This is a genomic window from Sphingorhabdus sp. (genome assembly GCF_044239045.1).
Lineage (GTDB): Bacteria > Pseudomonadota > Alphaproteobacteria > Sphingomonadales > Sphingomonadaceae > Sphingorhabdus_B.
In genome coordinates this window covers 1-22,830 of sequence record NZ_JBIICD010000002.1, presented here as the reverse complement: position 1 = coordinate 22,830, position 22,830 = coordinate 1, and the positions used below count along the sequence as shown (strand labels likewise).

Sequence of the window (22,830 nt, the reverse complement as noted above, 5' to 3'; positions counted from 1 at the left end):
ATCAATATAAATGAATTTTTATAAGCGCTTGTCCCTCGCTGCCGTGCTCGTTTCCGTTACGGCTCTGACACCGCTAATTGCCCAAACGGACTCTGATAATGGTGCACCTGCGTCCAATTTGGATATACCCGAAGGACAACAGTTGTTTGGCAAAAACGACCCCAATGTGCGTCGTGCAACAGCGCAGGTGAATGGTGAAATCATCACCGGCACGGACATTGACCATCGCCTCGCGCTTATCGTAGCGGCGAATGAAAACAAGTTACCGCCGGAAGAACTCGCCCGTTTTCGCGCGCAAATTCTTACCAATTTGATCGATGAAACTCTGCAGATCCAAGAAGCGGCCGCCAATGAAATTGAAGTTACCGAGGCTGAAGTAAACCAATATTTCGATCGCGTAGCACAGCAAAACTTTAACCGCCCAGCAAATGAGGTCGAAAAATATCTGATATCCATTGGTGCGTCGGTCGCAACACTCAAGCGCCAAATTAAGGGTGAACTTTCGTGGAGCCGTCTGCTTTCCCGCAATGTACGTCCATCTGCGAATGTAAGCGACGACGAAGTTAACGCTATCATTGAACGCATTAAAGCAACCAAGGGCACGACGGAATATCGCTTGGGCGAGATTTATCTGGCAGCAACGCCTGAGTCATTGCCAGCAGTGCAAGAAAACGCACGAAAAATAATCGAACAATTGCGCCAAGGCGGTAACTTCGTAGCTTACGCCCGTCAGTTTTCTGAAGCATCCACCGCGTCTGTCGGCGGGGATCTTGGCTGGTTGTCGCTCGCGCAATTGCCACAGTCGTTAGCCACAGCCGCCGCCGGCATGAACAGTAATGAGGTTCAAGCGGTGGCGTCACCCGGCGGTATCTCCATCCTTTTATTGATCGACAAACGGCAGGTTGCCACGGCTGATCCGCGAGATTCGGTGCTAAGCTTGAAACAAATTGCTATCACTTTCCCTAAGGGCACATCTGAAGCGCAGGTGACGCCATTGGTGAAGAGATTCAATGAAGAAACCCAGAAGATTACAGGTTGTGGCGTCGCGGACGAAATGGCCCGCAATCTAGGTGCCGATGTCGTTAACCGCGACGGTATCAAGATCCGCGAATTACCCGCTCCCTTACAGCAGGTCATGCTTGATTTGCAGGTTGGCCAGTCGACGCCGCCTTATGGCTCATTGGAAGACGGCGTTAGGGTATTCGTCCTATGCGGTCGTGACGCACCACAAGAGGCCGCGTCCGAGAGTTTTGACGAAATCATGTCGCGCTTGGAAGAAGAACGCGTAAACAAGCGCGCCCGCATCTACCTGCGCGATTTGCGCCGCGACGCTGTTATCGAATATAACTGATGCCATTGGGCCGACTGGAACTGCCGCTGGCCGTTTCGGTCGGTGACCCGGCTGGCATCGGGCCGGAGATTATCGGAAAAGCATGGGAAGCCCGCCACGCCTCTGGCTTGGCGCCTTTCTTTGCCATTGGCGACATTGGAAGTTTCGCGCCACACTGGGATGGCCCAGTTGTCCGCATTGAAGATCCTGCGGATACATTTAAGCATTTCGATAGCGCGTTGCCGGTCATTCAATTACATAACTGCCTATCGGTTGTTCCGGGCCGCCCCGATCTTGATGGCGCGCATTGTGCGTATCAGGCGCTGGAGATGGCGATTGGTTTTGCCCGAGCGGGCAGTGCCGCCGCGTTGGTCACTGGTCCCGTTTCCAAATCGCAGCTTTATGCCGTTGGGTTTACACACCCCGGTCAGACCGAATTTATTGCTGAACGTTGCGGCGTAGCCAAGAATAATGCGGTGATGATGCTCGCTGGCCCCGACTTACGCGTGGTCCCAATGACGACACATATTCCGCTGGCCGATGTAGCAGCAACGCTGGACGCTAGGCTGATCCGCCAACGTCTGCGCGCCACAGCCAAGGGCTTGCAGCGCAATTTTGGTATTGAAAATCCAAGGCTCGCTGTCGCTGGTTTCAATCCCCATGCCGGAGAAGCGGGCAATATGGGCCGCGAAGAGCTAGAAATATTTGAGCCAGCCATTGCGCAGGTCAGAAGCGAAGGGTTCAATATCATTGGCCCCTTGCCAGCCGACACTATGTTTCACGCCGAAGCGCGCGGGCAATATGACGCTGCTTTATGCGCTTATCATGACCAAGCACTTATCCCACTGAAAACACTATATTTCCATGACGCAGTCAACATAACCCTTGGGCTACCTGTCGTCAGGACATCACCAGACCATGGCACCGCTTTCGGTATAGCTGGCCAGAACAAAGCAGTGCCATATTCCATGATAGCAGCAATCAAAATGGCGGAGTCAGCGGCATTGCACCGACTTGCCGCCGCCGATGGTGGTTGATGACAGTTTCGCTGCCCCCACTTCGGGACATCATTGCCCGCCATGGACTATCCGCCAGCAAGGCGCTTGGCCAAAACTTCCTTTTTGATGAGAAGTTGCTTGATCGTATCGCGGCCATCCCCGGCCCTTTGGCCGGTGAACATGTGTATGAGGTAGGCCCGGGGCCCGGTGGCCTCACACGGGCGCTTTTGCGCGCCGGCGCACATGTTGTTGCCGTTGAGCGTGACCACCGATGCTTACCCGCGCTCGCCGAGCTAGCGGAAGCTTTTCCAGGACAATTGCGCGTTATTGAAGGTGACGCACTTAAAATCGATCCCTTTGCCGAAATAGGCGTGCCATTTCACATCGTTTCCAATTTGCCGTATAATGTGGGCACGGCCCTGGCTGTTGGTTGGCTTGGTGGCAATGCATGGCCACCAACGTGGAAAAGCCTGACGCTCATGTTCCAGCGCGAAGTTGCCGATCGTATTGTATCCGCACCCGGCACTGGTGCATATGGCCGCCTGGCCATATTGGCACAGTGGCGGTCAAACGCTTCGATTGCGATGCCAGTCCATCGCTCCGCCTTTACCCCGCCGCCAAAGGTCATGTCCGCCGTAGTGCATCTTACGCCCAAGGAAGCGGCACATGGTGTCAAAATGTCCGTTTTGGAAAATCTGACGGGGGCAGCCTTCGGGCAGCGGCGCAAAATGCTCCGTCAAAGTCTCAAAAGCGTTCCGGGTGCTTTGGAGGCACTCCATAAAACCGGCATTGCCGAAGATCGCCGTCCTGAAACCGTAAACATCGCTGAATGGTGCGCGCTCGCGCGGGAAGTTGGATAAACCCCTCTGCTAGGGGTGGTCCTTTTATGCGACCAAAGCTAAGACAATGTCATGCATACGCTAACCGCCAGCGAACGACAGGTTCTTGAAACAATTCAACAGCAGTCCATGCTTGACCAGGTGCACAACTGGTCAGCGGTGAATAGCGGCTCAAGCAATCTCGATGGCTTGGCCGCTACTGCAAAAATGCTGGCGGAGGCGTTTTCGGTTCTTCCCGGCGAAGTTGCCTTGGTTGACCCCGAACCGGTCGACCGTGTTCTGACCGACGGTTCTATAAAAACGGTCGCGCATGGGCAGCATCTTTTGGTCACCGTGCGCGCCGATGCACCAACACAATTGTTGTTTACGGGCCACATGGACACGGTTTTTCCTGCAGACCATGAGTTTCAGAAGCTGCGCTGGTTGGAGGACGGGGTACTCAATGGTCCCGGTGTTGCCGACATGAAAGGCGGCATATCCATTATGCTTGCGGCATTGCACGCGGCGGAACTTTCGGGAAGCCTTGCGCGCACTGGCTATCAAATTCTTATCAACAGCGATGAAGAGGTCGGCTCACCGTCATCCGCGAAACTGATTGCCAAGCTGGCGCAAAACAAATTGGCCGCGTTGACCTATGAACCTGCACTGCCCGATGGCACGCTTGCTGGAGCACGTGGCGGGAGCGGTAATTTCTCAGTCATTTTTTCAGGGTTGTCTGCCCATGCGGGCCGAAACCCCGATGATGGCCGCAATGCGGTTTTGGCTGCCGCCGACCTCGCGCTGCGTCTTAAGCAGCTTTCGCGCGACGGCCTTTCGGTGAACCCTGCTAAAATTGACGGCGGCGGCCCGAATAATGTCGTACCCGATCATGCGATATTGCGCGTAAACTTCCGGCCACATACGCCGGAGATTGTAACACAAACCGAGGCAGATTTGCATCGGATCATCGCCGACATCGAACGCGAACATGACGTGCGGGCCCATCTGCATGGCAGTTTTGGTCGCCCACCCAAGCCAATCGACGATGAAGCCGCCAAGCTATTTGGCCTAGTCAAACAATGCGGCGCAGACCTTGGCCTGTCCATCGCCTGGCGCTCCAGCGGTGGTGTATGCGATGGCAATAACATCGCGGCGTGCGGTGTCCCAGTGGTCGACACGATGGGAGTCCGCGGAGGCAATATTCACAGCAAGGATGAATTCCTGATAGTCGAAAGCCTGACCGAGCGCGCACAATTGTCCGCACTGACCATCATGCGTTTATCTGAAAAAGGTGCTTTATGACTTTTCTCATCCGTCCGGCGAATATGGGCGATTTGCAACCTATTTACGAAATGGCGAAGCGCACCGGCGGTGGCTTCACGAACTTGCCTCCGGACAAGAAAGCGCTGTCCGCAAAGCTGGAGCGGTCTGCTGCTGGATTTGACCGTGTGGGGGATAATGTTGCCGACGACCTATATGTATTTGTGCTACAGAATAGCCTCACTGGCGAAGTGCGCGGCACTTGCCAGATCTTCGGAAATGTTGGGCAGAAATGGCCGTTTTACAGCTATCGCATTGGCGCATTGACTCAGCATAGCGTTGAATTGGAACGCACCTTCCGTGCGGACATTCTCAACCTGTCGACTGATCTTGAGGGCGCTACGGAAGTCGGCGGTTTGTTCCTGCACCCCGGCGAACGCGCTGGCGGGCTTGGCATGTTGATTGCGCGCAGCCGTTATCTTTTCATTCGCAACCACCGCCAACGGTTCGCAGACAGAACTATTGCCGAATTGCGCGGTGTGATCGACGAGGCCGGCGGTTCTCCATTTTGGGACGGCGTCGCTGGGCGCTTTTTTGGAATGAGCTTTCAAGAGGCCGACGAATTCAACGCAAAATTCGGCAACCAATTCATCGCCGACCTTATGCCCAAGCACCCAGTCTATATTGCCATGCTTCCAGAAAGCGCAAAGACCGTTATTGGCGTGCCGCACCCTTCTGGCCGAGCGGCCATGCGTATGCTGGAGAATGAAGGTTTCGCCTGGGAAAACTACATCGATATTTTTGACGGTGGCCCAACAATGACCGCCCGCACGGACCAGATTCGCAGCATCCGTGAGGCAAAGGACGTCACGATAACAGAGATAAGCAATTCCGTAGACGAACAGAAGAGCGACCAAAAAAAGTTGCTCACGCTCGGCCGCTTGCACACATTTAAGGCAGCTTATGGCTGGATCGATGATCGCGGCGATGACGTCATCATCGATGCAGATTGTGCGCAGGCGCTGAATATTTCGGTTGGCGATCAGGTGACCTATGTGGAGCGGTCTTAATGGCCTTGGTCGAAATCAATTTTGACGGAATCATAGGGCCGAGCCACAATTATGCCGGACTAAGCCTTGGCAATTTAGCCTCGTCAAATAACGCAGGCGCAGCATCTTATCCTAAAGCTGCGGCCCTGCAGGGCATCGAAAAGATGCGCGCCAATATTGGTCTTGGGTTGGCGCAGGGGTTCTTCATGCCGCTCGACCGACCGAACCATGATTGGCTCAGCGGGCTTGCGACAGATATGCAATCGGCCGAACCGCATATTCGGGCAGCCGCTTTTTCCGCTTCGTCCATGTGGGCGGCAAACGCCGCTACTGTTTCGCCGGCACCAGACACAGCCGATGGCAAATGCCATCTGTCGGCGTCAAATCTGCTTACAATGGCCCACCGAAGCCATGAGTGGACAGGCACGCTGGCGCAATTGAAATTGGCCTTCGCGAATGAACAACATTTTGCGGTGCATGGCCCCGTGCCAGCACCATTTGGCGACGAAGGTGCAGCCAATTTCATGCGGCTATGTGCATCGCATGATGCAGCGGGTGTCGAAATATTTGTCTATGGCAAAACCGGCGGCCTCTTCCCGGCGCGGCAACATATTGAGGCGTCAAAGGCCATTGCGCGCGCGCACCGACTTGACCCAGCCAAAATTTTGTTCGTGCAGCAATCCGAGGTCGCCATTGCCGCTGGGGCGTTTCACAATGATGTTGTCGCGGTGGCAAATGAGCGCGTTCTTTTCACGCATGAACAGGCATTTGAGCACCCAGACCAGACCTATGCCGACATCAAGCGGATGATGCCTGAGGTAGAGATTATCATCGTCCCAGCAAGCCGGGTGAGTCTGGCAGACGCCATTCAAAGCTATCTGTTCAATGCGCAATTGGTCACTTTACCAGATGGCGGCATGGCGCTTATTTTGCCCAACGAAGTGCACGAAAATGCCCGGGTTTGGGGCTGGCTGACCGAGATGGTAGAAGGCAATGGCCCCATCCGCAAATTAGTGCCAGTTGATGTGCGTCAATCGATGGCAAATGGCGGAGGCCCAGCCTGCCTGCGCCTGCGTGTTGTTGCTGACCCTGTAAGCGTTGACCAACGTTTCATGGCCGATGCGACAAAGCTGGATACCATCGCCGAAGTTGTTGCCGCGCATTGGCCGGAAACTATTGCGCCGGACCAACTCGGTAACCCAGATTTGCTGGATAAGGTTCGGTTGGCGCGGTTGGCGTTGCTGGAGGCGACCGATCTCCTTGCGCTCGCCTGACGGCCAAGATTTTTAACAACGCGCCGTAGCTTTAACCATTGCGATCAGAGTATCGCTGCTCGTTGCATTGGTAATGAAAAGGGTCCCGGATTCTGTTGCCCGGCTCCGGGGGGCCGCTGTAACCTTTCTGTTGCCCGGCCGGTTCGGCCGCGTTCTTTTAGTGTAAGTTTAGACCGTGAGGCCCAAAATTACGCTGCGAGAGCAAGTGCTTCGTTATCGTTTGCACCTATTGGTTATGAACCATTTCACGGCTTATTCATGCCGGGCAAAAACAATGCTTTTCAACGCACGTCGATCCTAGTTCAACCCCTCCAAGACCTCTGGCAAACAGAGATTTTGGTGGAGCTGCCGGGTACCGCCCCCGGGTCCGCTGCACCTATTGCACATCGCAATTTATCACCATAGCCGGGCGAACCCGGCACCGACCTATATAGGCCCTTTTTCGTGAATGGGAAGTGAAGGCGGTTAAAGACCTTGCATATTACGGCTCTCAGCCGGAACATGGACGATCAACCCGTCGAGAGCAGGCGTCAACGTAATTTGGCAGGACAAACGGCTCGTGCGCCGTGCGCCCGTGGCGAGGTCGAGCATATCTTCTTCATCCTCAACCGCAGGCGGGAGCTTATCAAACCAATCCTTGTCCATGATTACATGGCAGGTAGAACAAGCCATCTGGCCTTCGCATGTTCCCTCTAGCGGCTGACCAACAGCTTGTGCGAGATCGAGTAGGCTCTGGCCGTCAACGCCTTGCGCCTCTTGCGATTCGCCCTCGGCATTGATGAACCTGACTGTGATCATAACATCGCCTCTGCTGCCCGGTTGATTGCCTCTGCGGCAATATCAATCTCTTCCGCTGACGTATAGCGGCCAAAGCCCAAACGGATGGAAGATTTTGCCTGCGCATCCGTCAGGCCGATGGCCTGCAACACATGGCTTGGCCGACCTGAGCCGCTCGCACAGGCGCTTCCCGCAGAAAATGCGATGTTTCGGCATTCAGAGATCAGCCTCGCGGCGTCAACGCCGTCGCGGCGAATGTTGAGATTGCCTTTATAGCGCTCCGTTGTTGCGCCATTGATGGTCCAGTCAGTAAACGCCGCCAATGCGCGGTCCCACAAGGCGGAAACATGCGCGGCATCCGTATCCATCCGTTCAGCTGCCAATTTCGCCGCGGCACCAAAGCCAGCACATAAAGCAGGTGACAGCGTACCGGAGCGCATCCCCTGCTCTTGCCCCCCACCCAAGATTTGTGGAGCCAATGATACGCCGTCGCGCACCCATAAAGCGCCGATTCCCTTTGGCCCATGAATTTTGTGCGCAGAAATCGCGATCATGTCTGGGCCATCCGGAATAGGCAAACGGCCGTAGGCCTGAACGGCATCGCACAACAGCAATCCGCCGCTTTTGTGGGTTAGCTCAGCGATATCGGCAATAGGTTGAATGGTTCCGATCTCGTTGTTGACCAACATGACCGCCTGCAACGTCGCACCTGTATTCACCTGATCGAGGAGGCCATCCTTTCTGACCGGCAACACCTCACCGCCCAAATGCTGCACGCAATCCAGAACCGCAGCATGCTCAGTTGCGGCCGCGCTCACCGGCAGACCAGATCCCATAATTGCCAAATTAATCGCTTCTGTCGCGCCGGAGGTAAAGATAACGCGCCCGCCGGTCGGCAACAAAGCCGCCACCTGATCACGGGCGACCTCAACCGCTGCGGCCGCTGCTCTGCCCGCGGCATGTGCGCTGTGCGGGTTCGCAAATCCGCTCTTTAACCAAGGCTCCATGGCCGCAAATGCTTCGGGCGCGAGCGGCGTCGTGGCTTGATAGTCCAGATAAATCATGCGGCTTTTGCACGGGCGGCGATGCTGCGCCAGACATCGATGAAGCGCGCTATGTCAGCCTCATTCGTGGCCGCGCCAAAACTGACGCGGATAACTTCAGACGCTGATGCATCATCCCATCCCATCGCACCCAAAACATGGCTGGTTTTTAGCGTCCCAGACGAGCAGGCACTGCCCGCAGAAACCGCAATCCCCGCCATGTCAAAGTTGATAAGCTGGCTCGATGCAGCAACGCCCGGCATGCGGTAACTGCCAATGGTCGCTAACCGGTTGCTTTCCGACGCAATGACAACGCCCCCGGATTCGACAACAGCATCTTCCAACATTTTACGGAGGCGGACAGCGCCTTCCATCCAAGCAAACCCGGCTTCAAGCGCCACAGCAAATCCAATAGCGGCAGGCAAATTCTCCGTCCCACGCCGATAGCCTTGCTCCTGCCCCCCCGTTGGTGACAATAATCCAAGATTGCGCAAGAGCAATGCCCCCATGCCTGGCGGCCCGCCGAGTTTATGCGCCGACACGGCAATTATATCAGCATCCGGCAGCGGCAGCTTACCAGCACTTTGTGAACAATCGGCGAAAAATATGCCGTTAACCGCCCGCACAGCGGCCGCAATCTCCGCCATGGGTTGGATAACGCCGGTTTCATTGTTCACGGATTGAACAGCAAATCGCGCATTGCCAATAATTGCTCCGACATCGACTTGTCCATTAGCCCCTACCGGCAAACGGTTCGGCCCGGTGACTGCTAGCACCGCATCATGCTCCACCGCACTCGCTACCGACGCCGTACCCCGAAGTCCAAGCGCTATCGCTTCGCTGGCTCCGCTTGTCAGGATGACTTCGCCATCCCAATCCAGCGCGATCGCAATCCGCCTACGTGCGTCCTCAAGCGCAAAGCGAGCTGCCCTGCCCTCTTGATGCGGCGAGGATGGATTCGCCCAATGCGCCATGGCTTCGGCCATCGCCACGCGCGCCGCCGGAATGACAGGCGTCGTGGCGGCATGATCAAGATAGATGCGGCTTTGGTCGGGCATAATTTCCATGACAGTTGCGAAAATCGTCACTCCTTCTATATAGCCCTTCCAATTCCTGCAAAGCCCGAACCGTCGGGTAAAGCTCGGCACACATTCTTAGAATCGAAATTTTATATGCCCGCCATTGCTATTCCCGGTCCAGAAGGTCGCCTCGAAGCTCGTTTCTCGCCGCCGCCGCGCCCACGAGCCCCAATTGCAATGATATTGCATCCACACCCGCAAGCAGGCGGGACAATGAACGACCGTATCACGCAACAGCTTTACAAAACCTTCGTGGCGCGCGGTTTTGGCGTCTTGCGCTTCAACTTTCGCGGCGTTGGCCGAAGCGAAGGCGAATTTGACAATGGTATCGGTGAATTGTCTGACGCAGCATCTGCGCTCGATTGGGTGCAAAGTTTTCATCCTGAGGCGTCGACCACATGGATTGCCGGTTTCAGCTTTGGCGCGTGGATCGGCATGCAACTTCTGATGCGACGTCCGGAAATCCGCGGCTTTATCTCGGTTGCGCCACCCGCCAACATGTATGATTTCAGCTTTCTGGCGCCCTGCCCCTCATCAGGCATCATCATTCAGGGCGTGAATGATGAAGTTGTTACCCCCAACGCGGTGCAAAAGCTTGTCGATAAACTGCGAACCCAGCGCCACATCACCATCCATCATGACGAAATTCCGCGCGCGAACCATTTCTTCGAAAATGAGATGGAATTGCTTATGGCGTCGGTGAACGGCTATCTCGATTTCCGGTTGGATCCAAACTGTCCTATTAAGTGATTTTTTCACGCAGAGGCGCTGAGGCTTTACCGCTGTCATTCTGAACTTTATTCAGGATCTTAATCCTGAGCGTTCGCAGACATAAGAACCTGCAGCAATTTCAGGGTGACGTTGGATTAGTACCTCTTTGCGTCCTCTGCGCCTATGTATGAACCAATCAGGGTCGTTCAACAGAGCCAGTCACCAAAGACTGCCCCTTTTCATCCGGCACCACCCAAATCGCCACATTCGCAAAAACAACCAAGGCCGCCGCGACCATCAGCCACATTTGCTGGCTAGCACCATCCCGCCGCCAGCGTTTCCATGCCCCATAGAGAAGTAGGAAAGCGGACAGCATGGCGATGGACAATATGGCATTAAGCATGATCGCACCCATAAAGACGGTGGATAAGCTGCGCAATCGCGGAAATTCGGCATAGCCTTTTGGCGCGCGGTCCCATAGGGGGAGCTTAGTCCGACTCAAGCTGCTACAGGATGTGCCATGCGTATCGCCATCGCCTCAGATCATGCTGCTCTCGCGCTGAAATCAGCGCTGGTTGAATATCTACGCGCTGCCGGGCATGAAGTTGCAGATCTTGGCCCCCATGACGAAGCGTCGGTTGACTATCCCGATTATGGATACAGACTTGCAAGCGCCATTGCCGATGGTTCGGCAGAACGCGGCGTCGCCTTGTGCGGGTCCGGCATTGGGATTTCCATCGCCGTCAACCGAAACCCTGCTGCACGCGCCGCTCTCGTATCTGAACCGCTGTCTGCTCGGCTCGCACGCGAACATAATGACGCAAACGTCATCGCCATGGGCGCGCGCCTGATTGGTATCGAGATGGCGAAAGCCTGTATTGATGCATTTCTCTCAACCGCATTTGGTGGCGAACGGCACCAACGCCGCGTTGACAAGTTATCCAACCCACTGACAACCAAGGAACCAGCATGAGCATGCGCCCCGCACACGACCTTTCCGATGTTCAGCCCGACGGCTTTTTCACGCGCGGCTTGGCTGAAACCGATGCAGAAGTGTTTGCCGGACTTACCCATGAACTGGACCGCGAACAGAATCAGATTGAGCTGATTGCGTCCGAAAACATTGTGTCAAAGGCTGTGCTTGAAGCGCAGGGTTCGGTCTTCACCAACAAATATGCCGAGGGTTATCCGGGCAAGCGTTATTATCAGGGTTGTGCGCCCTCAGACGAAGTTGAAACATTGGCCATCGAACGCGCCAAAAAGCTTTTCAACGCTGGCTTTGCCAACGTGCAACCTCACTCCGGTGCGCAGGCAAATGGTGCGGTCATGCTTGCGCTCGTAAAGCCAGGCGAAACTATTTTGGGTATGAGCCTGGATGCTGGGGGTCATTTGACGCACGGCGCAAAGGCAGCCATGTCCGGCAAATGGTTCAACGCGGTGCAATTCGGCGTGCATCCTGAAACGCACCTTATCGACTTCGACGAGGTCGAGCGCCTCGCCAAAGAGCATCGTCCAAAAATCATTATCGCGGGCGGTTCAGCTTATCCGCGTATTATCGATTTTGCGCGCTTTCGCGCCATTGCTGACGAAGTCGGCGCGATTTTCCATGTTGATATGGCGCACTTTGCCGGCTTGGTTGCTGGCGGCGTTCATCCAAACCCGCTTGAGCATGCCCATGTCGTGACCAATACGACGCATAAAACACTCCGTGGGCCACGTGGAGGCATGATCATGACCAACGACGAGGCTATTGCCAAGAAGATCAATTCTGCCGTCTTCCCGGGGCTCCAAGGCGGTCCATTGATGCATGTCATCGCCGCTAAGGCCGTCGCCTTTGGTGAGGCACTTCGTCCCGACTTCAAAACCTATGCCGCAGCGACGATTGCTAATGCAAAGGCTCTGGCTGCAACGCTGCATGAACGCGGCGCTAATTTAGTTTCTGGCGGCACGGATACGCACTTGGCGTTGGTGGACCTGACCCCGCTTGGCATTACCGGACGCGATGCGGACGAGGCGTTGGAGCGCGCGGCGATCACCTGCAACAAAAACGGCATTCCAAACGATCCGCTGCCGCCCATGAAAACCAGCGGTATTCGTGTTGGCTCGCCTGCCGGAACGACACGCGGCTTTGGCGTTTCTGAATTCAAAGAGATTGGCCATATGATCTCTGACGTACTTGAAGGCTTGCGTCAAAAGGGTGAGCATGGCGATCCTGCGGTCGAAGCCGAAGTCCGCCTTCGTGTCCGCGAATTGTGCAGCCGCTTTCCAATCTACCCGTCTTGAATTATAGAGGTGACTTACCCATCTAATACACAGAAGGGAATTGACCATGGGATTTTGTAACGAATGTGATGCGGCATATGGCGAGGGCGCAAAATTTTGCGCAAATTGTGGTGCAAAAACACCGGAGCAACGGGCCGCCGAAAGCATACCAAATCAAGCACGGCATTATGTGGGTGAAGCAGCCGACGAGCTGTGGGGTGCAACTAAGGACGCGTTTCACACCGGCAAGCATCTCGCCGATCAAGATACCGTCAAGAAAGTCGCTGGCGGCGCGGCTATTGGCGCGGCTGCTGGCATTATCGCCCCCATAGGACTTGCCACCGGCGCATTGATTGGTGCAGGCATTGTCGCGTACCGCCATGTAAACAAGAAAAAGAATCAGGAAAAATAATTGCGCTGCCCATTTTGCGGACATGATGATAGCCAGGTAAAGGACAGCCGTCCGACTGAAGACAATAGCGCGATCCGCCGTCGGCGGCAGTGCGAGGGTTGCGGTGGGCGCTTCACAACCTTTGAGCGCATTCAGTTGCGTGAACTGGTAGTGATCAAAAGCGAAGGCAAGCGTGAGCTGTTCGACCGGGAGAAGCTGGAACGTTCGCTATCCGTCGCATGCCGAAAGCGCCCAGTGGACCATACGCAAATCGAAAAACTTGCCTCTGCAATCCAGCGGCAGCTTGAAACCTTGGGTGAAAACGAAATCGAGTCCAAACGCATTGGCGAATTCGTTATGGATGGGTTGAAGGCGCTTGATAGCGTTGCCTATATCCGTTTCGCGTCGGTGTATAAGGACTTTAGCGAAGCCAAGGATTTTGAGGATTTCGCTGGAAGCGTGGTCGAAGCAGCGCTCAAATGAGCGCGCCGCCCATCATCATCCTGTGCCGTCCGCAATTGGGCGAAAATATTGGCAAGGCGGCGCGCGCCATGCTCAATTTCGGTCTTACCGAAATGCGTCTTGTCGCCCCGCGCGATGGATGGCCAAACCCTAATGCAGGTCCAGCGGCATCGGGCGCGGACATTGTTTTGGCGAATGCCCAAGTTTTTCCGACGCTGGCAGAGGCAACTGCAGACATTGCCCATGTCTATGCGACAACGGTGCGCAAGCGGGGTGTCACGAAACCGGTTATAACGCCCGAAGTGGCCGCCCGAGAGGTATTCGGCAACACGGGACGAAGCGCGATATTGTTCGGGGCCGAACGATCCGGCCTTGAAAGCGACGAAGTCAATGTTGCTCGCGCAATCATTACGGTGCCGATTAATCCTGAATTTGGTTCGTTGAACTTGGCACAAGCGGTCATTCTTTGCGCATATGAGTGGTCAAAAACGCAAACGCTGGCGAGCCCGCCCAAAACGGATTTGGAACCACCTGCGACGCAGTTCGAGCTGGACGGCCTCATTGCGCAGTTAGACGCCATGCTGGAACCGCTGAATTATTTTACCCCCGTCGACCGAGCGCCTGTTACCCGCCGGACCTTGCGCAATTTGCTGACAAAGCCAGCATGGAATGCACTTGAGGTCAGGACATTACGCGGCGTGCTCACAACATTAAATAGACGGCGACCACCCGAAGATTAAGTTTGCGCCCCTTAGGACAGCCGCTGGCCATGCTATCAGACGCGCTTGGTATCCCATTTATCAAGTTCGTAAGCGATAGAAGCTTCAACCAAACGCTCCCACAAGTCAGCAACCACCTCAACGGGAATGCCGGAGCCACTCGCTGCGTCTTGGACGTTTTTGAGAACCTGTTGCTTGCGCGCTTCGTCACGAACGGCGTTGCGGTCTGTTTTGATACGGGCAGCGGCATCCATATAGGCAAAGCGAACAGCCAGAAGCTCGACCAATTGCGCGTCAACCGAATCAACGCCCGCACGCACTTGGGTCATATCATTGCACTTGGCGGGTTCAATTGGGCTGGAGGTGCTACTCATGGCAGCGCCTTTACGGTTCAGCACTCGCAAAGTCGAGCCAGATGTTGACATAAGGCCTATCAACCGCCATAGGCGCCGCTTCGCAATCGACCCTGCATTCCGGTGAAGCAGGTGTCCGGCATGTCCCAGATGTGTCGCGCGGGACCGGAAACAATGTTGTTAGCAATTGGAGACTGAATATGTCGATGCGCAAAAGCTCGAAGTATAAACTTGACCGCCGTATGGGTGAAAACATCTGGGGCCGTCCAAAATCCCCTGTAAACAAGCGCGAATATGGCCCAGGCCAACATGGTCAGCGCCGCAAGGGCAAGCTGTCCGATTACGGCATCCAGCTGCGTGCCAAGCAGAAGCTCAAGGGCTATTATGGCGACGTGACTGAGAAGCAGTTCAAGCGCGCCTATCAAGAAGCCAGCAACATGAAGGGCGATACATCGCAGAACCTTATTGGTCTGCTGGAGCGTCGTTTGGACATGGTCGTGTACCGCGCCAAGTTTGCACCTACCATTTTTGCTGCACGCCAGATCGTTAGCCATGGCCACATCCGCGTCAATGGCGTGAAGTGCAACATCGCAAGCCGTCAGGTTGCCGTTGGCGACGTCATCAGCCTAGGTCCGAAAGCTAAGGAAATGGCACTGGTTATCGAAGCCCAAGGCCTCGCCGAGCGTGATATTCCTGAATATGTTGCAGTAGATGGCACCGACAAGGTTACCTTCGCCCGCGTACCAACGCTTGATGAAGTGCCTTACCCTGTGAAGATGGAACCAAATCTGGTCGTCGAATTCTATTCGCGTTAATTTTCGCATAAAGAATACCAAGAAGGCGGCCCATGTGGCCGCCTTCTTCATTTGAGCCGCGTGGACGGGTCTGCCACAAAGCGTACAACAAAATTTCCCATTAGGAGAATATGATGCGCCTGCTTTCCTTGGCTCTTGTTTCCACCCTTGCCCTGTCCGGCGGGTTCCATAAGGCGGCATCGGCAGATGTTGAGACATCAGCGCTCCCCCAGATTGAGCTCCCAGCCCTGTCCGAAAAGACAATGCAGGACGTCACCCGCGAGTTGTCGCTTGATGCATATGAAGGTCGCGCTCCTGGGTCTATCGGAGAAGAAAAGACCGTCGCGCACCTGATCTCGAAATTCAAAGCGGCAGGGCTCGAGCCGGGCAATAATGGCAGCTGGACACAGGACGTCCCCCTGATTGAAATCACCGCGAAAAATGTTTCAGCCTTGAACATTGCCGACCGGAACGGAAAGGCCATGTCCTTTGCCTATGGCAGTAAATATGTCATCGGCAGCTATCGTGAAACGCCCAAAACGGCGATCAATCAAAGCGATATGGTTTTCGTCGGCCATGGCATTGTTGCACCGGAAAGGGGTTGGAACGATTATGCCGGCATCGATGTGAAGGGAAAGACCGTTGTCGTGATGGTCAACGACCCCGATTTTGAAAATGAAGGCCTAGATGGTCCGTTCGGTGGCAAAGCCATGACCTATTATGGCCGCTGGACGTACAAATATGAAGAAGCAGCGCGTCAGGGTGCTGCTGCCGTTTTGATCATCCACGACACTGCGCCTGCCGCTTATGGCTGGAATGTCGTTAATTCGAGTTGGACTGGCACACAGTTCCTCGCGCAATCCAAGGACGGCGGCAAGAGCCAGACTCAGGCCAATGGCTGGATACAGAAATCTGTCGCCAAGGACATTTTCGCTGCAGCGGGTCAGAACTTGGAAAAGCAAATGGCCGCCGCAAAGCAAAAGGGTTTCAAGGCACTGCCATTGAACCTCACCGCATCATTAAGCTTTGAAAACGACATTGCGCGCAAGGCCAGTAAGAATGTTATTGGCGTCATGAAGGGCACAAAGCGCCCTGACGAATATGTGCTCTACACCGCGCATTGGGACCATCTGGGGCGCTGTACGGCTGCAGCGGATGGCGATGATATCTGCAACGGCGCCGTTGACAATGCGACGGGCACAGCAGCACTAGTTGCGCTTGCGGAGGGCTATACCAAAGCCGGTGCGCCCGATCGATCCGTCGTATTCCTTGCAGTCACTGCCGAAGAAAGCGGCCTGCTCGGTTCCAAATTTTATGCCGAAAACCCTGTCTTCCCTTTGTCGCAGACCGTTGGCGGCGTGAATATGGATGCGTTTTCAATGTCGGGCCCTGCCAAGAACCTGACCGTCATTGGCAAAGGCAAGTCGCAACTTGATGCCTATTTAGAAGCAGCCGCAAAATCGGAAGGTCGCACACCCGAAATGGAGCCGACCCCGGAAAAAGGTTTTTATTATCGTTCCGATCATTTTAGCTTCGCCAAGCTTGGCGTGCCTATGGTCTATTTCGAAGGCGGCGATGATCTGGTCACTGGCGGAAAAGCCGCGGCCAAGTCAGCGGCGGACGATTATGAAATGAACCGTTATCACGCCCCCGGCGATGAATTTGACGAAAAATGGGATTGGTCGGGCGTGATGTCTGATCTAAAACTCTATTACCGTGTCGGCCGGATGCTTGCGATGACCGATGGATGGCCGAACTGGAACGAAGGCGACGAATTCCGCGCCGTTCGTGACAAGAGCCGCAGCGGGAAATAATCCATGGCTTTTTGCATGCCCGCGGAATGGGCACCACATGAATCGGTTTGGATTGGCTTTCCAAGTTCGCCAGATGCCTGGGGTGAACCACTCCATCGCGCCCAGCAACAGATTGCGGCTTTTGCCAATGCCCTTCATGCCTCTGGCCGTGGTGAGCATGTCTATTTGATTGCAGGCAGCGCCGAAGCCGCCGCAATTGCCGCGGATCTTGTAGATAGCGGGGTTCATGTCGAACAGCGCCATATAGGGGACGTCTGGCTGCGCGATACCGGCTGCATCATTGTAAAAGATGGTAATCTTCGTATCGCCCGCGATTTTGGCTTTAATGGCTGGGGTGGCCGCTTCGATTATCCGGGCGACAAAAGCATTGGCCACGACCTCGCCATTGCTGCAGGCTTTGACGTTACGAAGGCTGACTGGATATTGGAGGGCGGCTCAATCGATGTGGACGGTGAAGGTCTTGCCGCAACAACGGTTGATTGCTTGTTGAACCCTAACCGTAACCCTTCGCTCAATAAGAAGGCGATTGAAGCGCGGCTTCGTGATGACCTTGGAATTGAACGCCTGCTGTGGCTGGGCGACGGCTTGGCGAATGATCACACCGATGGGCATATCGATAATCTCGCGCGCTTTGTCGGTGTTAACCACATCCTCATTCCGCAAGGCGCAGGGGCAGATGACCCCAATGGAGCCGTTTTTGAAGATGCTCGGAAACGTGCCGAAGCATTTGGGTGCCAGGTCAGCCTCATGCCCTCGGTCGGCCGATTCCTGCAGGACGGAGAAGCGGTTCCCGCCAGCTATATGAATTTTTACATCGGCAATACCGCCATTGTCGTACCTATTTATGGCGTGCAAAATGATGATGCAGCTATTGCCACTTTGGCGTCATTATTCCCCGACCGACAGGTTGTGGGCGTCATGGCGGACGCAGTCTTGACCGGCGGCGGTAGTTTTCATTGCTCCAGTCAACAAGTGCCCAAGTGACACTATTGGAATTTCAAGCGTCCATAACCATATCCGTTGCACGCAAACAAGAAGAGGATTTCCAATGAAAAAAGCTTTTCTACTCGCCCTAGCTGCAACCACTTTAGCCGCCCCAGCCTTTGCAAACCACCATGGGTCCAATAAGGCCGACCACGAGAAGGTGCATAAGGCACATCAGGAACGTCTGGCCAAAATCCTAGCCGACCCAGCCCGAGCAAATGACGCCAAGCGCGACCAGTATCGCCACCCAGCCGAAACATTTGAATTTTTCCGCCTTCGTCCAGATCATGTGATTGGTGAATATGCTCCTGGAGGTGCTTGGGTTTCGCGCCTTCTTGGCCGCTATGTCAACGAAGATGGCAAATATACTGGCCTCTATTTTGGCACAAAGACCCATTTCAGCGACCAGCAAAAGCAAGGCATTGCAGCCGCCATCACCAAATTTCCTTCGGATGTTGCGGCTGTATCTGGCCGCCCCGCAACCGACTTTAATGCGTTTTCCCTCAGTGAAATCCCTGAGAATGCAAAGGGCAGTTTTGACCGCATTTTGGTGATGCGGATGATGCACAACCTGATCAGCTGGAACATTGCGGACGCCGAAGTAAAAGCCATGCGCGATCTTTTGAAACCCGATGGCCTTCTCGGCATCGAACAACACCGTGCGAAGGCAGACGCACCCTATAGCTATACCAATGGCAGCAAGGGCTATATGCGCGAAGCCGACATCATCAACTTCATGAAAATCCATGGCTTTGAACTGGTCGCCAAGAGCGAAGTGAACGCCAACCCCAAGGACAGCGCAAACTGGCCCGACGGCGTATGGACGTTGCCGCCTGCACTGCGTTTGAAGGATGTCGATCGCGCAAAATATGAGGCCATTGGCGAAACCGACCGGATGACATTGTTGTTCAAAAAGCGCGACTGATGATTTTGCGGCGAAGTTGTGCCGCAAAATATATTGTATCTGGCGACAATCGTGATTGCGGTGCGTTTCGGGGTCCGGCTATAGACGCCACATGACCAGAAATATAACCGTTGCCGCGCTGCAACTGCCTTTGTCGGCAAACGAAGCCGAAAACATCGATGCCGTGAGCGATCTTGTCTCGCAGGCAGCAGATCTTGGCGCGCAAATCATCCTGCCGCCTGAACTGTTTTCAGGCCCCTATTTCTGTAAAACACAGGAAGAAGCACATTTCGCGCTCGCGCAGCCAGCGTCGGAGCATCCTGCGGTTAGGGCGATGGCTAAACTGGCCAAAGGCCTTAATGTTGCCATCCCCGCTAGCTTCTTTGAACGCGACGGCGCACATTTCTACAACAGCATCGCCATGATCGACGGCAATGGCGAAATCATGGGCGTGTATCGCAAGAGCCACATTCCCGACGGCCCCGGCTATCAAGAGAAATATTATTTCCGTCCCGGTAATACAGGATTCAAGGTCTGGGACGTCTTCGGTGCGCGCATCGGAGTCGGCATTTGCTGGGACCAATGGTACCCAGAATGCGCGCGGGCCATGGCGTTGATGGGCGCGGAGCTTTTATTCTACCCCACAGCCATCGGTGCAGAGCCGCAGGATGCGACATTGGACACACGGCACATGTGGCGGCGGGCAATGGTCGGTCATGCTGTATCGAACTGTATGCCCGTCATTGCGGCTAATAGGGTCGGCAGCGAAGACGACCATGGTCAGACGGCACAAAAATTTTACGGCACCAGCTTCATCGCCAATGAATGGGGCGATGTGGTCTGCGACCTGGACGACGCTGAAACTGGTCTATTGGTATCGACCTTTGACCTAGACCAAGCCCGCAAGCACCGTGCCAGCATGGGCTTCTTCCGAGACCGCCGCCCTACATTATACACCCGCCTTGCCGAGGACATTTGATCTGTCGCATCTCTATCTCATTGGCATCGGTTCAAACCAGCCACATCCCGTCATTGGCACGCCGAACCGTATCATCCCGCAAGCGATAGCGGCGCTCGAGATGGATGACATTGATGTCTTCGCGCATTCCGCGACCATTCAATCCAGCCCGATGGGGCCATCATCACGCCGTTTTGCCAATGCGGCGGCGGTAATAGCGACAGAGTTGGAACCACCTGCACTGCTTGCCCGCCTGCATGAAATCGAAAGCCATTTCGGACGCGTCCGTCGCGGCCAAAGCTGGCGCGCACGGGTGCTGGACCTCGACATTCTCTTATGGTCCGGCGGTATGTGGGCAGACAGCAACCCAGGTCTTTCCATCCCCCATCCGGGCTTACGTTCGCGCGGTTTTGTGCTGACGCCAGCCGCCATGGTTGCCCCCGATTGGCGCGACCCGGTTTCCGGCCTTAACATTCGTCACCTGCAATCGCGATTTAACCGACCAAAGGCGCTTGACCAGTCCCCCCACCGCCATTAGGGGGAGCGCTCTCCTTTGAACCCATGAAGGTTCAGGTCGGGGGCCCTTAGCTCAGTCGGTAGAGCAACTGACTTTTAATCAGTAGGTCGCTGGTTCGAACCCAGCAGGGCTCACCATTATGTCTAAATAAAACAGCATGATGCAGTGGTTTACTAATTTCGTGTTACCCCAGAACCTCTCGGGGCTACACGGGGGCAGCACGGGCCAAGGGAATTTTGCGGCAGTAACTATCTACCTCGCACCAAAAGTCGCACCCCCACCCCCTTCAAAACGCTACCCAACGAGACCCCACCGGGGTGCCACCCCCCTATTCTGGTTGATGGGACCCACAGTTCCTTCTTACATATTATTCTGCTCGTTCAGAGAGGGGCATAGATGCAGGCCAGCACAACAGCCCATAATCACCATGCATGTCTAGTTATGGGCCGGTTGCAGACAGGCAGCTTTCGGCTCGACGAACGCGCAAAGCGGACTTTCCAGTTACGACCCAACTGCAGACCTTCGGGTAGACCTTTAACTGCTCCAATAACTCAGCGTGGCTGCATTAACCCTTTTCGGGCGCTAGCGACAAAGATGGCCATCAAAAATCCCCCCGATGTTAGCGCAACCAGCGCTAGCGGCGTTGGCGCCGTAACAAGCCCCAGCCATGATGCGGACCCCCATACCAGCGTCACCGACCCTACGCCAGAAAAGGCAATATTCCCGGCATCGCGGCTAAGCTGCAACATCATCTCGTCATAATAATTCCAATCGCGGATCGATACTGCAATCAGCAGCGCCAGAGCCGCGAGCAGTCCGCCCATGGCAGCAGGACCCGATATTGGCCCATGCGGTCCAGCCATGGTTAGCGCCATCAACGCCGCACCCAAGGCGATCATGCAAATCGCGGACCCGCTCAAAATGCGGCTCTGGTCGCGGATCTCGTCTGCGTCCTCTACATTTAGAATGCTGGCCCCTAATTTGGGCGCTATCAAGCCAAAGCCGCAGATCACGCCAATTAACAAATAGATGAGGCCAACACCGCCGACAGCCAACTGGTCGACTGTTACATTTTCAGCACCTAGAAGGCCCAAGCCAAAATAGCTGCTAAGTCCGCCAATCAAGGCACCAACAACCAATTGGAAAGCCAGTTTGCGACCCTGTTGCATTTTCACTTCCGATACCGTGCTTTTCTTGATGGTCATCTTAATTCCCTCCTGCTTCCCAATGGTCGATAAATATGTCCGGTACCTGACAGACAAACAGTTTTGCCATCCGCATAGCCAGCGGTAGGCTGGGATCATATTTGTTAGTTTCAACGGCGTTTATTGTCTGCCGCGAAACACCCAGCAGCCGAGCCAATTCACCTTGGCTCCACCCAGCCGTCTCGCGATAGTCTTTCAAACGGTTTTCCAACTCGCACTCCTTTGTGACAAGAGCTCTTTACAGCCCGTACATCTGCCTGTCAAGAACTCTTGTCATCTGCGAAATATCGGATGCTTGGTCGGTGACTGCTGCTATTGGTTTCGATGTCCTTAAAGCGGACTGTCAACTTTCCACCCAGTTGTCGCCGTTCAGAAGGTGGTGACGGTCGCCTAAAAGCTGCCGCTGCGGTGATCATCGTATTCGTTTCGGTATAATGTCCGAAATTGGGCCGGGAGCGGACAGTCCGCTTTGCGCCCATTAGGCTTAGTCTCACTCTTGGCTAGACCATAAAAACTAATGGGCAAATATACGAAACTGTTCGTTTTCTAGGGCGAATACCGTGCCTCTGGCAACGCAAGTCAGGGGATCGTCTGCCACCACTACCGGCAATCCAGTTGCCTCGCAGATTGCATCATCCAAGCCACTCAAAAGCGCCCCTCCGCCTGTAAGTACAATTCCTTGGTCTACGATGTCCGCCGCGAGTTCAGGCGCCGTATTCTCAAGAGCTATTCTAACACCTTCAATAATAGCTCCGACCGGCTCCGATAGTGCTTCTGCAATCTGCGTTTGGTTAATCGTGATTTCGGCGGGTACGCCGTTCACTAGGTCACGCCCCTTAATGCTTAACGTAATGCCATGCCCTTCTATTGGACGCCGCGCGATGCCAGCTTCCTTTTTTATCCGTTCTGCGGTTATATCTCCGATTAGCAGATTGTGGTTTCGGCGAACGTAGGACACAATCGCATCGTCCATCTTGTCCCCGCCAACGCGAACAGATGCTGTGTAGGCAAGCCCGCGCAAAGAGAGTACGGCTATTTCGGTAGTGCCTCCACCCACATCGACTACCATCGATCCTATAGGTTCTGTAACTGGAAGGCCCGCTCCAATAGCCGCTGCCATTGGTTCAA

General features: G+C 54.9%; 26 protein-coding genes, 1 tRNA gene and 1 other RNA gene. 19 read left to right on the top strand and 9 right to left on the bottom strand.

Features of this window, described 5'->3' with window-relative positions:
• Positions 1 to 10 precede the first annotated feature (10 nt).
• Genes ACILP4_RS00955 through ACILP4_RS00930 form a run of 6 tightly spaced genes read left to right on the top strand, consistent with a single transcriptional unit; the run spans position 11 to position 6,729 of the window.
• Positions 11 to 1,351, top strand: a complete 1,341-nt coding sequence (locus ACILP4_RS00955; protein ID WP_395618888.1) for a peptidylprolyl isomerase — start codon at positions 11 to 13, stop codon at positions 1,349 to 1,351.
• Entirely contained in the window at positions 1,351 to 2,367 is a 1,017-nt protein-coding gene (gene pdxA, locus ACILP4_RS00950; protein WP_395618887.1) for a 4-hydroxythreonine-4-phosphate dehydrogenase PdxA, read from the top strand. The genes ACILP4_RS00955 and pdxA overlap by 1 nt, the downstream gene beginning before the upstream one ends.
• On the top strand, positions 2,367 to 3,188 hold the full coding sequence (gene rsmA / locus ACILP4_RS00945; RefSeq protein WP_395618886.1) for a 16S rRNA (adenine(1518)-N(6)/adenine(1519)-N(6))-dimethyltransferase RsmA: 822 nt from the start codon (positions 2,367 to 2,369) through the stop codon (positions 3,186 to 3,188). The genes pdxA and rsmA overlap by 1 nt, the downstream gene beginning before the upstream one ends.
• 51 nt (positions 3,189 to 3,239) lie before the next feature.
• Positions 3,240 to 4,448 carry a hydrolase gene (locus tag ACILP4_RS00940; RefSeq protein WP_395618885.1) on the top strand — a complete coding sequence of 403 codons (1,209 nt, stop codon included), beginning with the start codon at positions 3,240 to 3,242 and terminating at the stop codon, positions 4,446 to 4,448.
• Positions 4,445 to 5,476, top strand: coding sequence for an arginine N-succinyltransferase (locus ACILP4_RS00935; RefSeq protein WP_395618884.1), 1,032 nt, complete (start codon positions 4,445 to 4,447; stop codon positions 5,474 to 5,476). The genes ACILP4_RS00940 and ACILP4_RS00935 overlap by 4 nt, the downstream gene beginning before the upstream one ends.
• Positions 5,476 to 6,729, top strand: a complete 1,254-nt coding sequence (locus ACILP4_RS00930) for an N-succinylarginine dihydrolase (RefSeq protein WP_395618883.1) — start codon at positions 5,476 to 5,478, stop codon at positions 6,727 to 6,729. The genes ACILP4_RS00935 and ACILP4_RS00930 overlap by 1 nt, the downstream gene beginning before the upstream one ends.
• Positions 6,730 to 6,844: 115 nt before the next feature.
• Here ACILP4_RS00930 and ssrA read toward each other — a convergent pair.
• The 4 genes from ssrA to ACILP4_RS00910 form a co-directional block, all read right to left on the bottom strand.
• Positions 6,845 to 7,188: a transfer-messenger RNA gene (gene ssrA, locus ACILP4_RS00925) on the bottom strand.
• 6 nt (positions 7,189 to 7,194) lie between these two features.
• Positions 7,195 to 7,527 (bottom strand): 2Fe-2S iron-sulfur cluster-binding protein, encoded by a 333-nt coding sequence (locus tag ACILP4_RS00920; protein WP_395618882.1) that lies wholly within the window; start codon positions 7,525 to 7,527, stop codon positions 7,195 to 7,197.
• The gene (locus ACILP4_RS00915; RefSeq protein WP_395618881.1) at positions 7,524 to 8,570 is read right to left on the bottom strand and encodes a cysteine desulfurase family protein; all 1,047 of its coding nucleotides are present in this window, start codon (positions 8,568 to 8,570) and stop codon (positions 7,524 to 7,526) included. Before ACILP4_RS00915 ends, ACILP4_RS00920 begins: the two co-directional genes overlap by 4 nt.
• Entirely contained in the window at positions 8,567 to 9,616 is a 1,050-nt protein-coding gene (locus ACILP4_RS00910; protein ID WP_395618880.1) for a cysteine desulfurase family protein, read from the bottom strand. The genes ACILP4_RS00915 and ACILP4_RS00910 overlap by 4 nt, the downstream gene beginning before the upstream one ends.
• A 105-nt stretch (positions 9,617 to 9,721) precedes the next feature.
• Between ACILP4_RS00910 and ACILP4_RS00905 the strand changes: the two genes are divergently transcribed.
• Positions 9,722 to 10,378 (top strand): alpha/beta hydrolase, encoded by a 657-nt coding sequence (locus ACILP4_RS00905; protein ID WP_333568008.1) that lies wholly within the window; start codon positions 9,722 to 9,724, stop codon positions 10,376 to 10,378.
• A 157-nt stretch (positions 10,379 to 10,535) separates the two neighbouring features.
• Here ACILP4_RS00905 and ACILP4_RS00900 read toward each other — a convergent pair whose 3' ends face one another.
• Entirely contained in the window at positions 10,536 to 10,841 is a 306-nt protein-coding gene (locus ACILP4_RS00900) for a hypothetical protein (RefSeq protein ID WP_395618879.1), read from the bottom strand.
• Positions 10,842 to 10,859: 18 nt separating this feature from the next.
• Here ACILP4_RS00900 and rpiB point away from each other — a divergent pair, with 18 nt between their 5' ends.
• The 5 genes from rpiB to ACILP4_RS00875 are packed head-to-tail and all read left to right on the top strand — an operon-like array spanning position 10,860 to position 14,194.
• A complete protein-coding gene (rpiB, locus tag ACILP4_RS00895) occupies positions 10,860 to 11,312 on the top strand; it encodes a ribose 5-phosphate isomerase B (RefSeq protein ID WP_395618878.1) in 453 nt (150 codons plus the stop codon).
• A complete protein-coding gene (glyA, locus tag ACILP4_RS00890) occupies positions 11,309 to 12,622 on the top strand; it encodes a serine hydroxymethyltransferase (RefSeq protein ID WP_395618877.1) in 1,314 nt (437 codons plus the stop codon). The genes rpiB and glyA overlap by 4 nt, the downstream gene beginning before the upstream one ends.
• 46 nt (positions 12,623 to 12,668) lie before the next feature.
• The gene (locus ACILP4_RS00885) at positions 12,669 to 13,013 is read left to right on the top strand and encodes a hypothetical protein (protein WP_395618876.1); all 345 of its coding nucleotides are present in this window, start codon (positions 12,669 to 12,671) and stop codon (positions 13,011 to 13,013) included.
• Positions 13,014 to 13,475, top strand: a complete 462-nt coding sequence (gene nrdR, locus ACILP4_RS00880; RefSeq protein ID WP_395618875.1) for a transcriptional regulator NrdR — start codon at positions 13,014 to 13,016, stop codon at positions 13,473 to 13,475.
• Positions 13,472 to 14,194: an RNA methyltransferase gene (locus tag ACILP4_RS00875; RefSeq protein ID WP_395618874.1), complete on the top strand. Its 723-nt coding sequence runs from the start codon at positions 13,472 to 13,474 to the stop codon at positions 14,192 to 14,194. Before nrdR ends, ACILP4_RS00875 begins: the two co-directional genes overlap by 4 nt.
• A gap of 35 nt (positions 14,195 to 14,229) precedes the next feature.
• Here the strand turns inward: ACILP4_RS00875 and ACILP4_RS00870 are convergent, their stop codons facing one another.
• A complete protein-coding gene (locus tag ACILP4_RS00870) occupies positions 14,230 to 14,547 on the bottom strand; it encodes a chorismate mutase (protein ID WP_395618873.1) in 318 nt (105 codons plus the stop codon).
• 179 nt (positions 14,548 to 14,726) lie between these two features.
• On the opposite strand from ACILP4_RS00870, the gene rpsD reads away from it, so the two are divergent.
• The 7 genes from rpsD to ACILP4_RS00835 all read left to right on the top strand — a co-directional run bounded on the left by rpsD (position 14,727) and on the right by ACILP4_RS00835 (position 20,634).
• Positions 14,727 to 15,341, top strand: coding sequence for a 30S ribosomal protein S4 (gene rpsD / locus ACILP4_RS00865; protein ID WP_395618872.1), 615 nt, complete (start codon positions 14,727 to 14,729; stop codon positions 15,339 to 15,341).
• Between the two features lie 113 nt (positions 15,342 to 15,454).
• A complete protein-coding gene (locus tag ACILP4_RS00860) occupies positions 15,455 to 17,134 on the top strand; it encodes a M28 family metallopeptidase (protein ID WP_395619023.1) in 1,680 nt (559 codons plus the stop codon).
• A 3-nt stretch (positions 17,135 to 17,137) separates the two neighbouring features.
• Positions 17,138 to 18,118, top strand: a complete 981-nt coding sequence (locus tag ACILP4_RS00855; protein ID WP_395618871.1) for an agmatine deiminase family protein — start codon at positions 17,138 to 17,140, stop codon at positions 18,116 to 18,118.
• A gap of 64 nt (positions 18,119 to 18,182) precedes the next feature.
• The gene (locus tag ACILP4_RS00850) at positions 18,183 to 19,043 is read left to right on the top strand and encodes a class I SAM-dependent methyltransferase (RefSeq protein ID WP_395618870.1); all 861 of its coding nucleotides are present in this window, start codon (positions 18,183 to 18,185) and stop codon (positions 19,041 to 19,043) included.
• 91 nt (positions 19,044 to 19,134) lie between these two features.
• A complete protein-coding gene (aguB, locus tag ACILP4_RS00845) occupies positions 19,135 to 20,001 on the top strand; it encodes an N-carbamoylputrescine amidase (RefSeq protein ID WP_395618869.1) in 867 nt (288 codons plus the stop codon).
• Positions 19,985 to 20,518, top strand: a complete 534-nt coding sequence (folK, locus tag ACILP4_RS00840) for a 2-amino-4-hydroxy-6-hydroxymethyldihydropteridine diphosphokinase (RefSeq protein WP_395618868.1) — start codon at positions 19,985 to 19,987, stop codon at positions 20,516 to 20,518. Before aguB ends, folK begins: the two co-directional genes overlap by 17 nt.
• A gap of 40 nt (positions 20,519 to 20,558) precedes the next feature.
• Positions 20,559 to 20,634, top strand: a tRNA-Lys gene (locus ACILP4_RS00835).
• Between the two features lie 414 nt (positions 20,635 to 21,048).
• Here ACILP4_RS00835 and ACILP4_RS00830 read toward each other — a convergent pair.
• From ACILP4_RS00830 to ACILP4_RS00820, 3 genes are all read right to left on the bottom strand, one after another.
• A complete protein-coding gene (locus tag ACILP4_RS00830; protein WP_395618867.1) occupies positions 21,049 to 21,702 on the bottom strand; it encodes a hypothetical protein in 654 nt (217 codons plus the stop codon).
• A 1-nt stretch (position 21,703) separates the two neighbouring features.
• Entirely contained in the window at positions 21,704 to 21,913 is a 210-nt protein-coding gene (locus ACILP4_RS00825; protein ID WP_395618866.1) for a helix-turn-helix transcriptional regulator, read from the bottom strand.
• A gap of 303 nt (positions 21,914 to 22,216) precedes the next feature.
• The coding region (locus tag ACILP4_RS00820; protein WP_395618865.1) for a rod shape-determining protein at positions 22,217 to 22,830 on the bottom strand (614 nt) is incomplete at its 5' end.

Excerpts from the sequence above, each read along its gene's own strand:
- ACILP4_RS00955 (WP_395618888.1), top strand. The coding sequence starts at position 11 with ATGAATTTTTATAAGCGCTTGTCCCTCGCTGCCGTGCTCGTTTCCGTT.
- pdxA (WP_395618887.1), top strand. The coding sequence starts at position 1,351 with ATGCCATTGGGCCGACTGGAACTGCCGCTGGCCGTTTCGGTCGGTGAC.
- rsmA (WP_395618886.1), top strand. The coding sequence starts at position 2,367 with ATGACAGTTTCGCTGCCCCCACTTCGGGACATCATTGCCCGCCATGGA.
- ACILP4_RS00940 (WP_395618885.1), top strand. The coding sequence starts at position 3,240 with ATGCATACGCTAACCGCCAGCGAACGACAGGTTCTTGAAACAATTCAA.
- ACILP4_RS00935 (WP_395618884.1), top strand. The coding sequence starts at position 4,445 with ATGACTTTTCTCATCCGTCCGGCGAATATGGGCGATTTGCAACCTATT.
- ACILP4_RS00930 (WP_395618883.1), top strand. The coding sequence starts at position 5,476 with ATGGCCTTGGTCGAAATCAATTTTGACGGAATCATAGGGCCGAGCCAC.
- ACILP4_RS00920 (WP_395618882.1), bottom strand. The coding sequence starts at position 7,527 with ATGATCACAGTCAGGTTCATCAATGCCGAGGGCGAATCGCAAGAGGCG.
- ACILP4_RS00915 (WP_395618881.1), bottom strand. The coding sequence starts at position 8,570 with ATGATTTATCTGGACTATCAAGCCACGACGCCGCTCGCGCCCGAAGCA.
- ACILP4_RS00910 (WP_395618880.1), bottom strand. The coding sequence starts at position 9,616 with ATGGAAATTATGCCCGACCAAAGCCGCATCTATCTTGATCATGCCGCC.
- ACILP4_RS00905 (WP_333568008.1), top strand. The coding sequence starts at position 9,722 with ATGCCCGCCATTGCTATTCCCGGTCCAGAAGGTCGCCTCGAAGCTCGT.
- rpiB (WP_395618878.1), top strand. The coding sequence starts at position 10,860 with ATGCGTATCGCCATCGCCTCAGATCATGCTGCTCTCGCGCTGAAATCA.
- glyA (WP_395618877.1), top strand. The coding sequence starts at position 11,309 with ATGAGCATGCGCCCCGCACACGACCTTTCCGATGTTCAGCCCGACGGC.
- ACILP4_RS00885 (WP_395618876.1), top strand. The coding sequence starts at position 12,669 with ATGGGATTTTGTAACGAATGTGATGCGGCATATGGCGAGGGCGCAAAA.
- ACILP4_RS00875 (WP_395618874.1), top strand. The coding sequence starts at position 13,472 with ATGAGCGCGCCGCCCATCATCATCCTGTGCCGTCCGCAATTGGGCGAA.
- ACILP4_RS00870 (WP_395618873.1), bottom strand. The coding sequence starts at position 14,547 with ATGAGTAGCACCTCCAGCCCAATTGAACCCGCCAAGTGCAATGATATG.
- rpsD (WP_395618872.1), top strand. The coding sequence starts at position 14,727 with ATGTCGATGCGCAAAAGCTCGAAGTATAAACTTGACCGCCGTATGGGT.
- ACILP4_RS00860 (WP_395619023.1), top strand. The coding sequence starts at position 15,455 with ATGCGCCTGCTTTCCTTGGCTCTTGTTTCCACCCTTGCCCTGTCCGGC.
- ACILP4_RS00855 (WP_395618871.1), top strand. The coding sequence starts at position 17,138 with ATGGCTTTTTGCATGCCCGCGGAATGGGCACCACATGAATCGGTTTGG.
- ACILP4_RS00850 (WP_395618870.1), top strand. The coding sequence starts at position 18,183 with ATGAAAAAAGCTTTTCTACTCGCCCTAGCTGCAACCACTTTAGCCGCC.
- aguB (WP_395618869.1), top strand. The coding sequence starts at position 19,135 with ATGACCAGAAATATAACCGTTGCCGCGCTGCAACTGCCTTTGTCGGCA.
- ACILP4_RS00830 (WP_395618867.1), bottom strand. The coding sequence starts at position 21,702 with ATGACCATCAAGAAAAGCACGGTATCGGAAGTGAAAATGCAACAGGGT.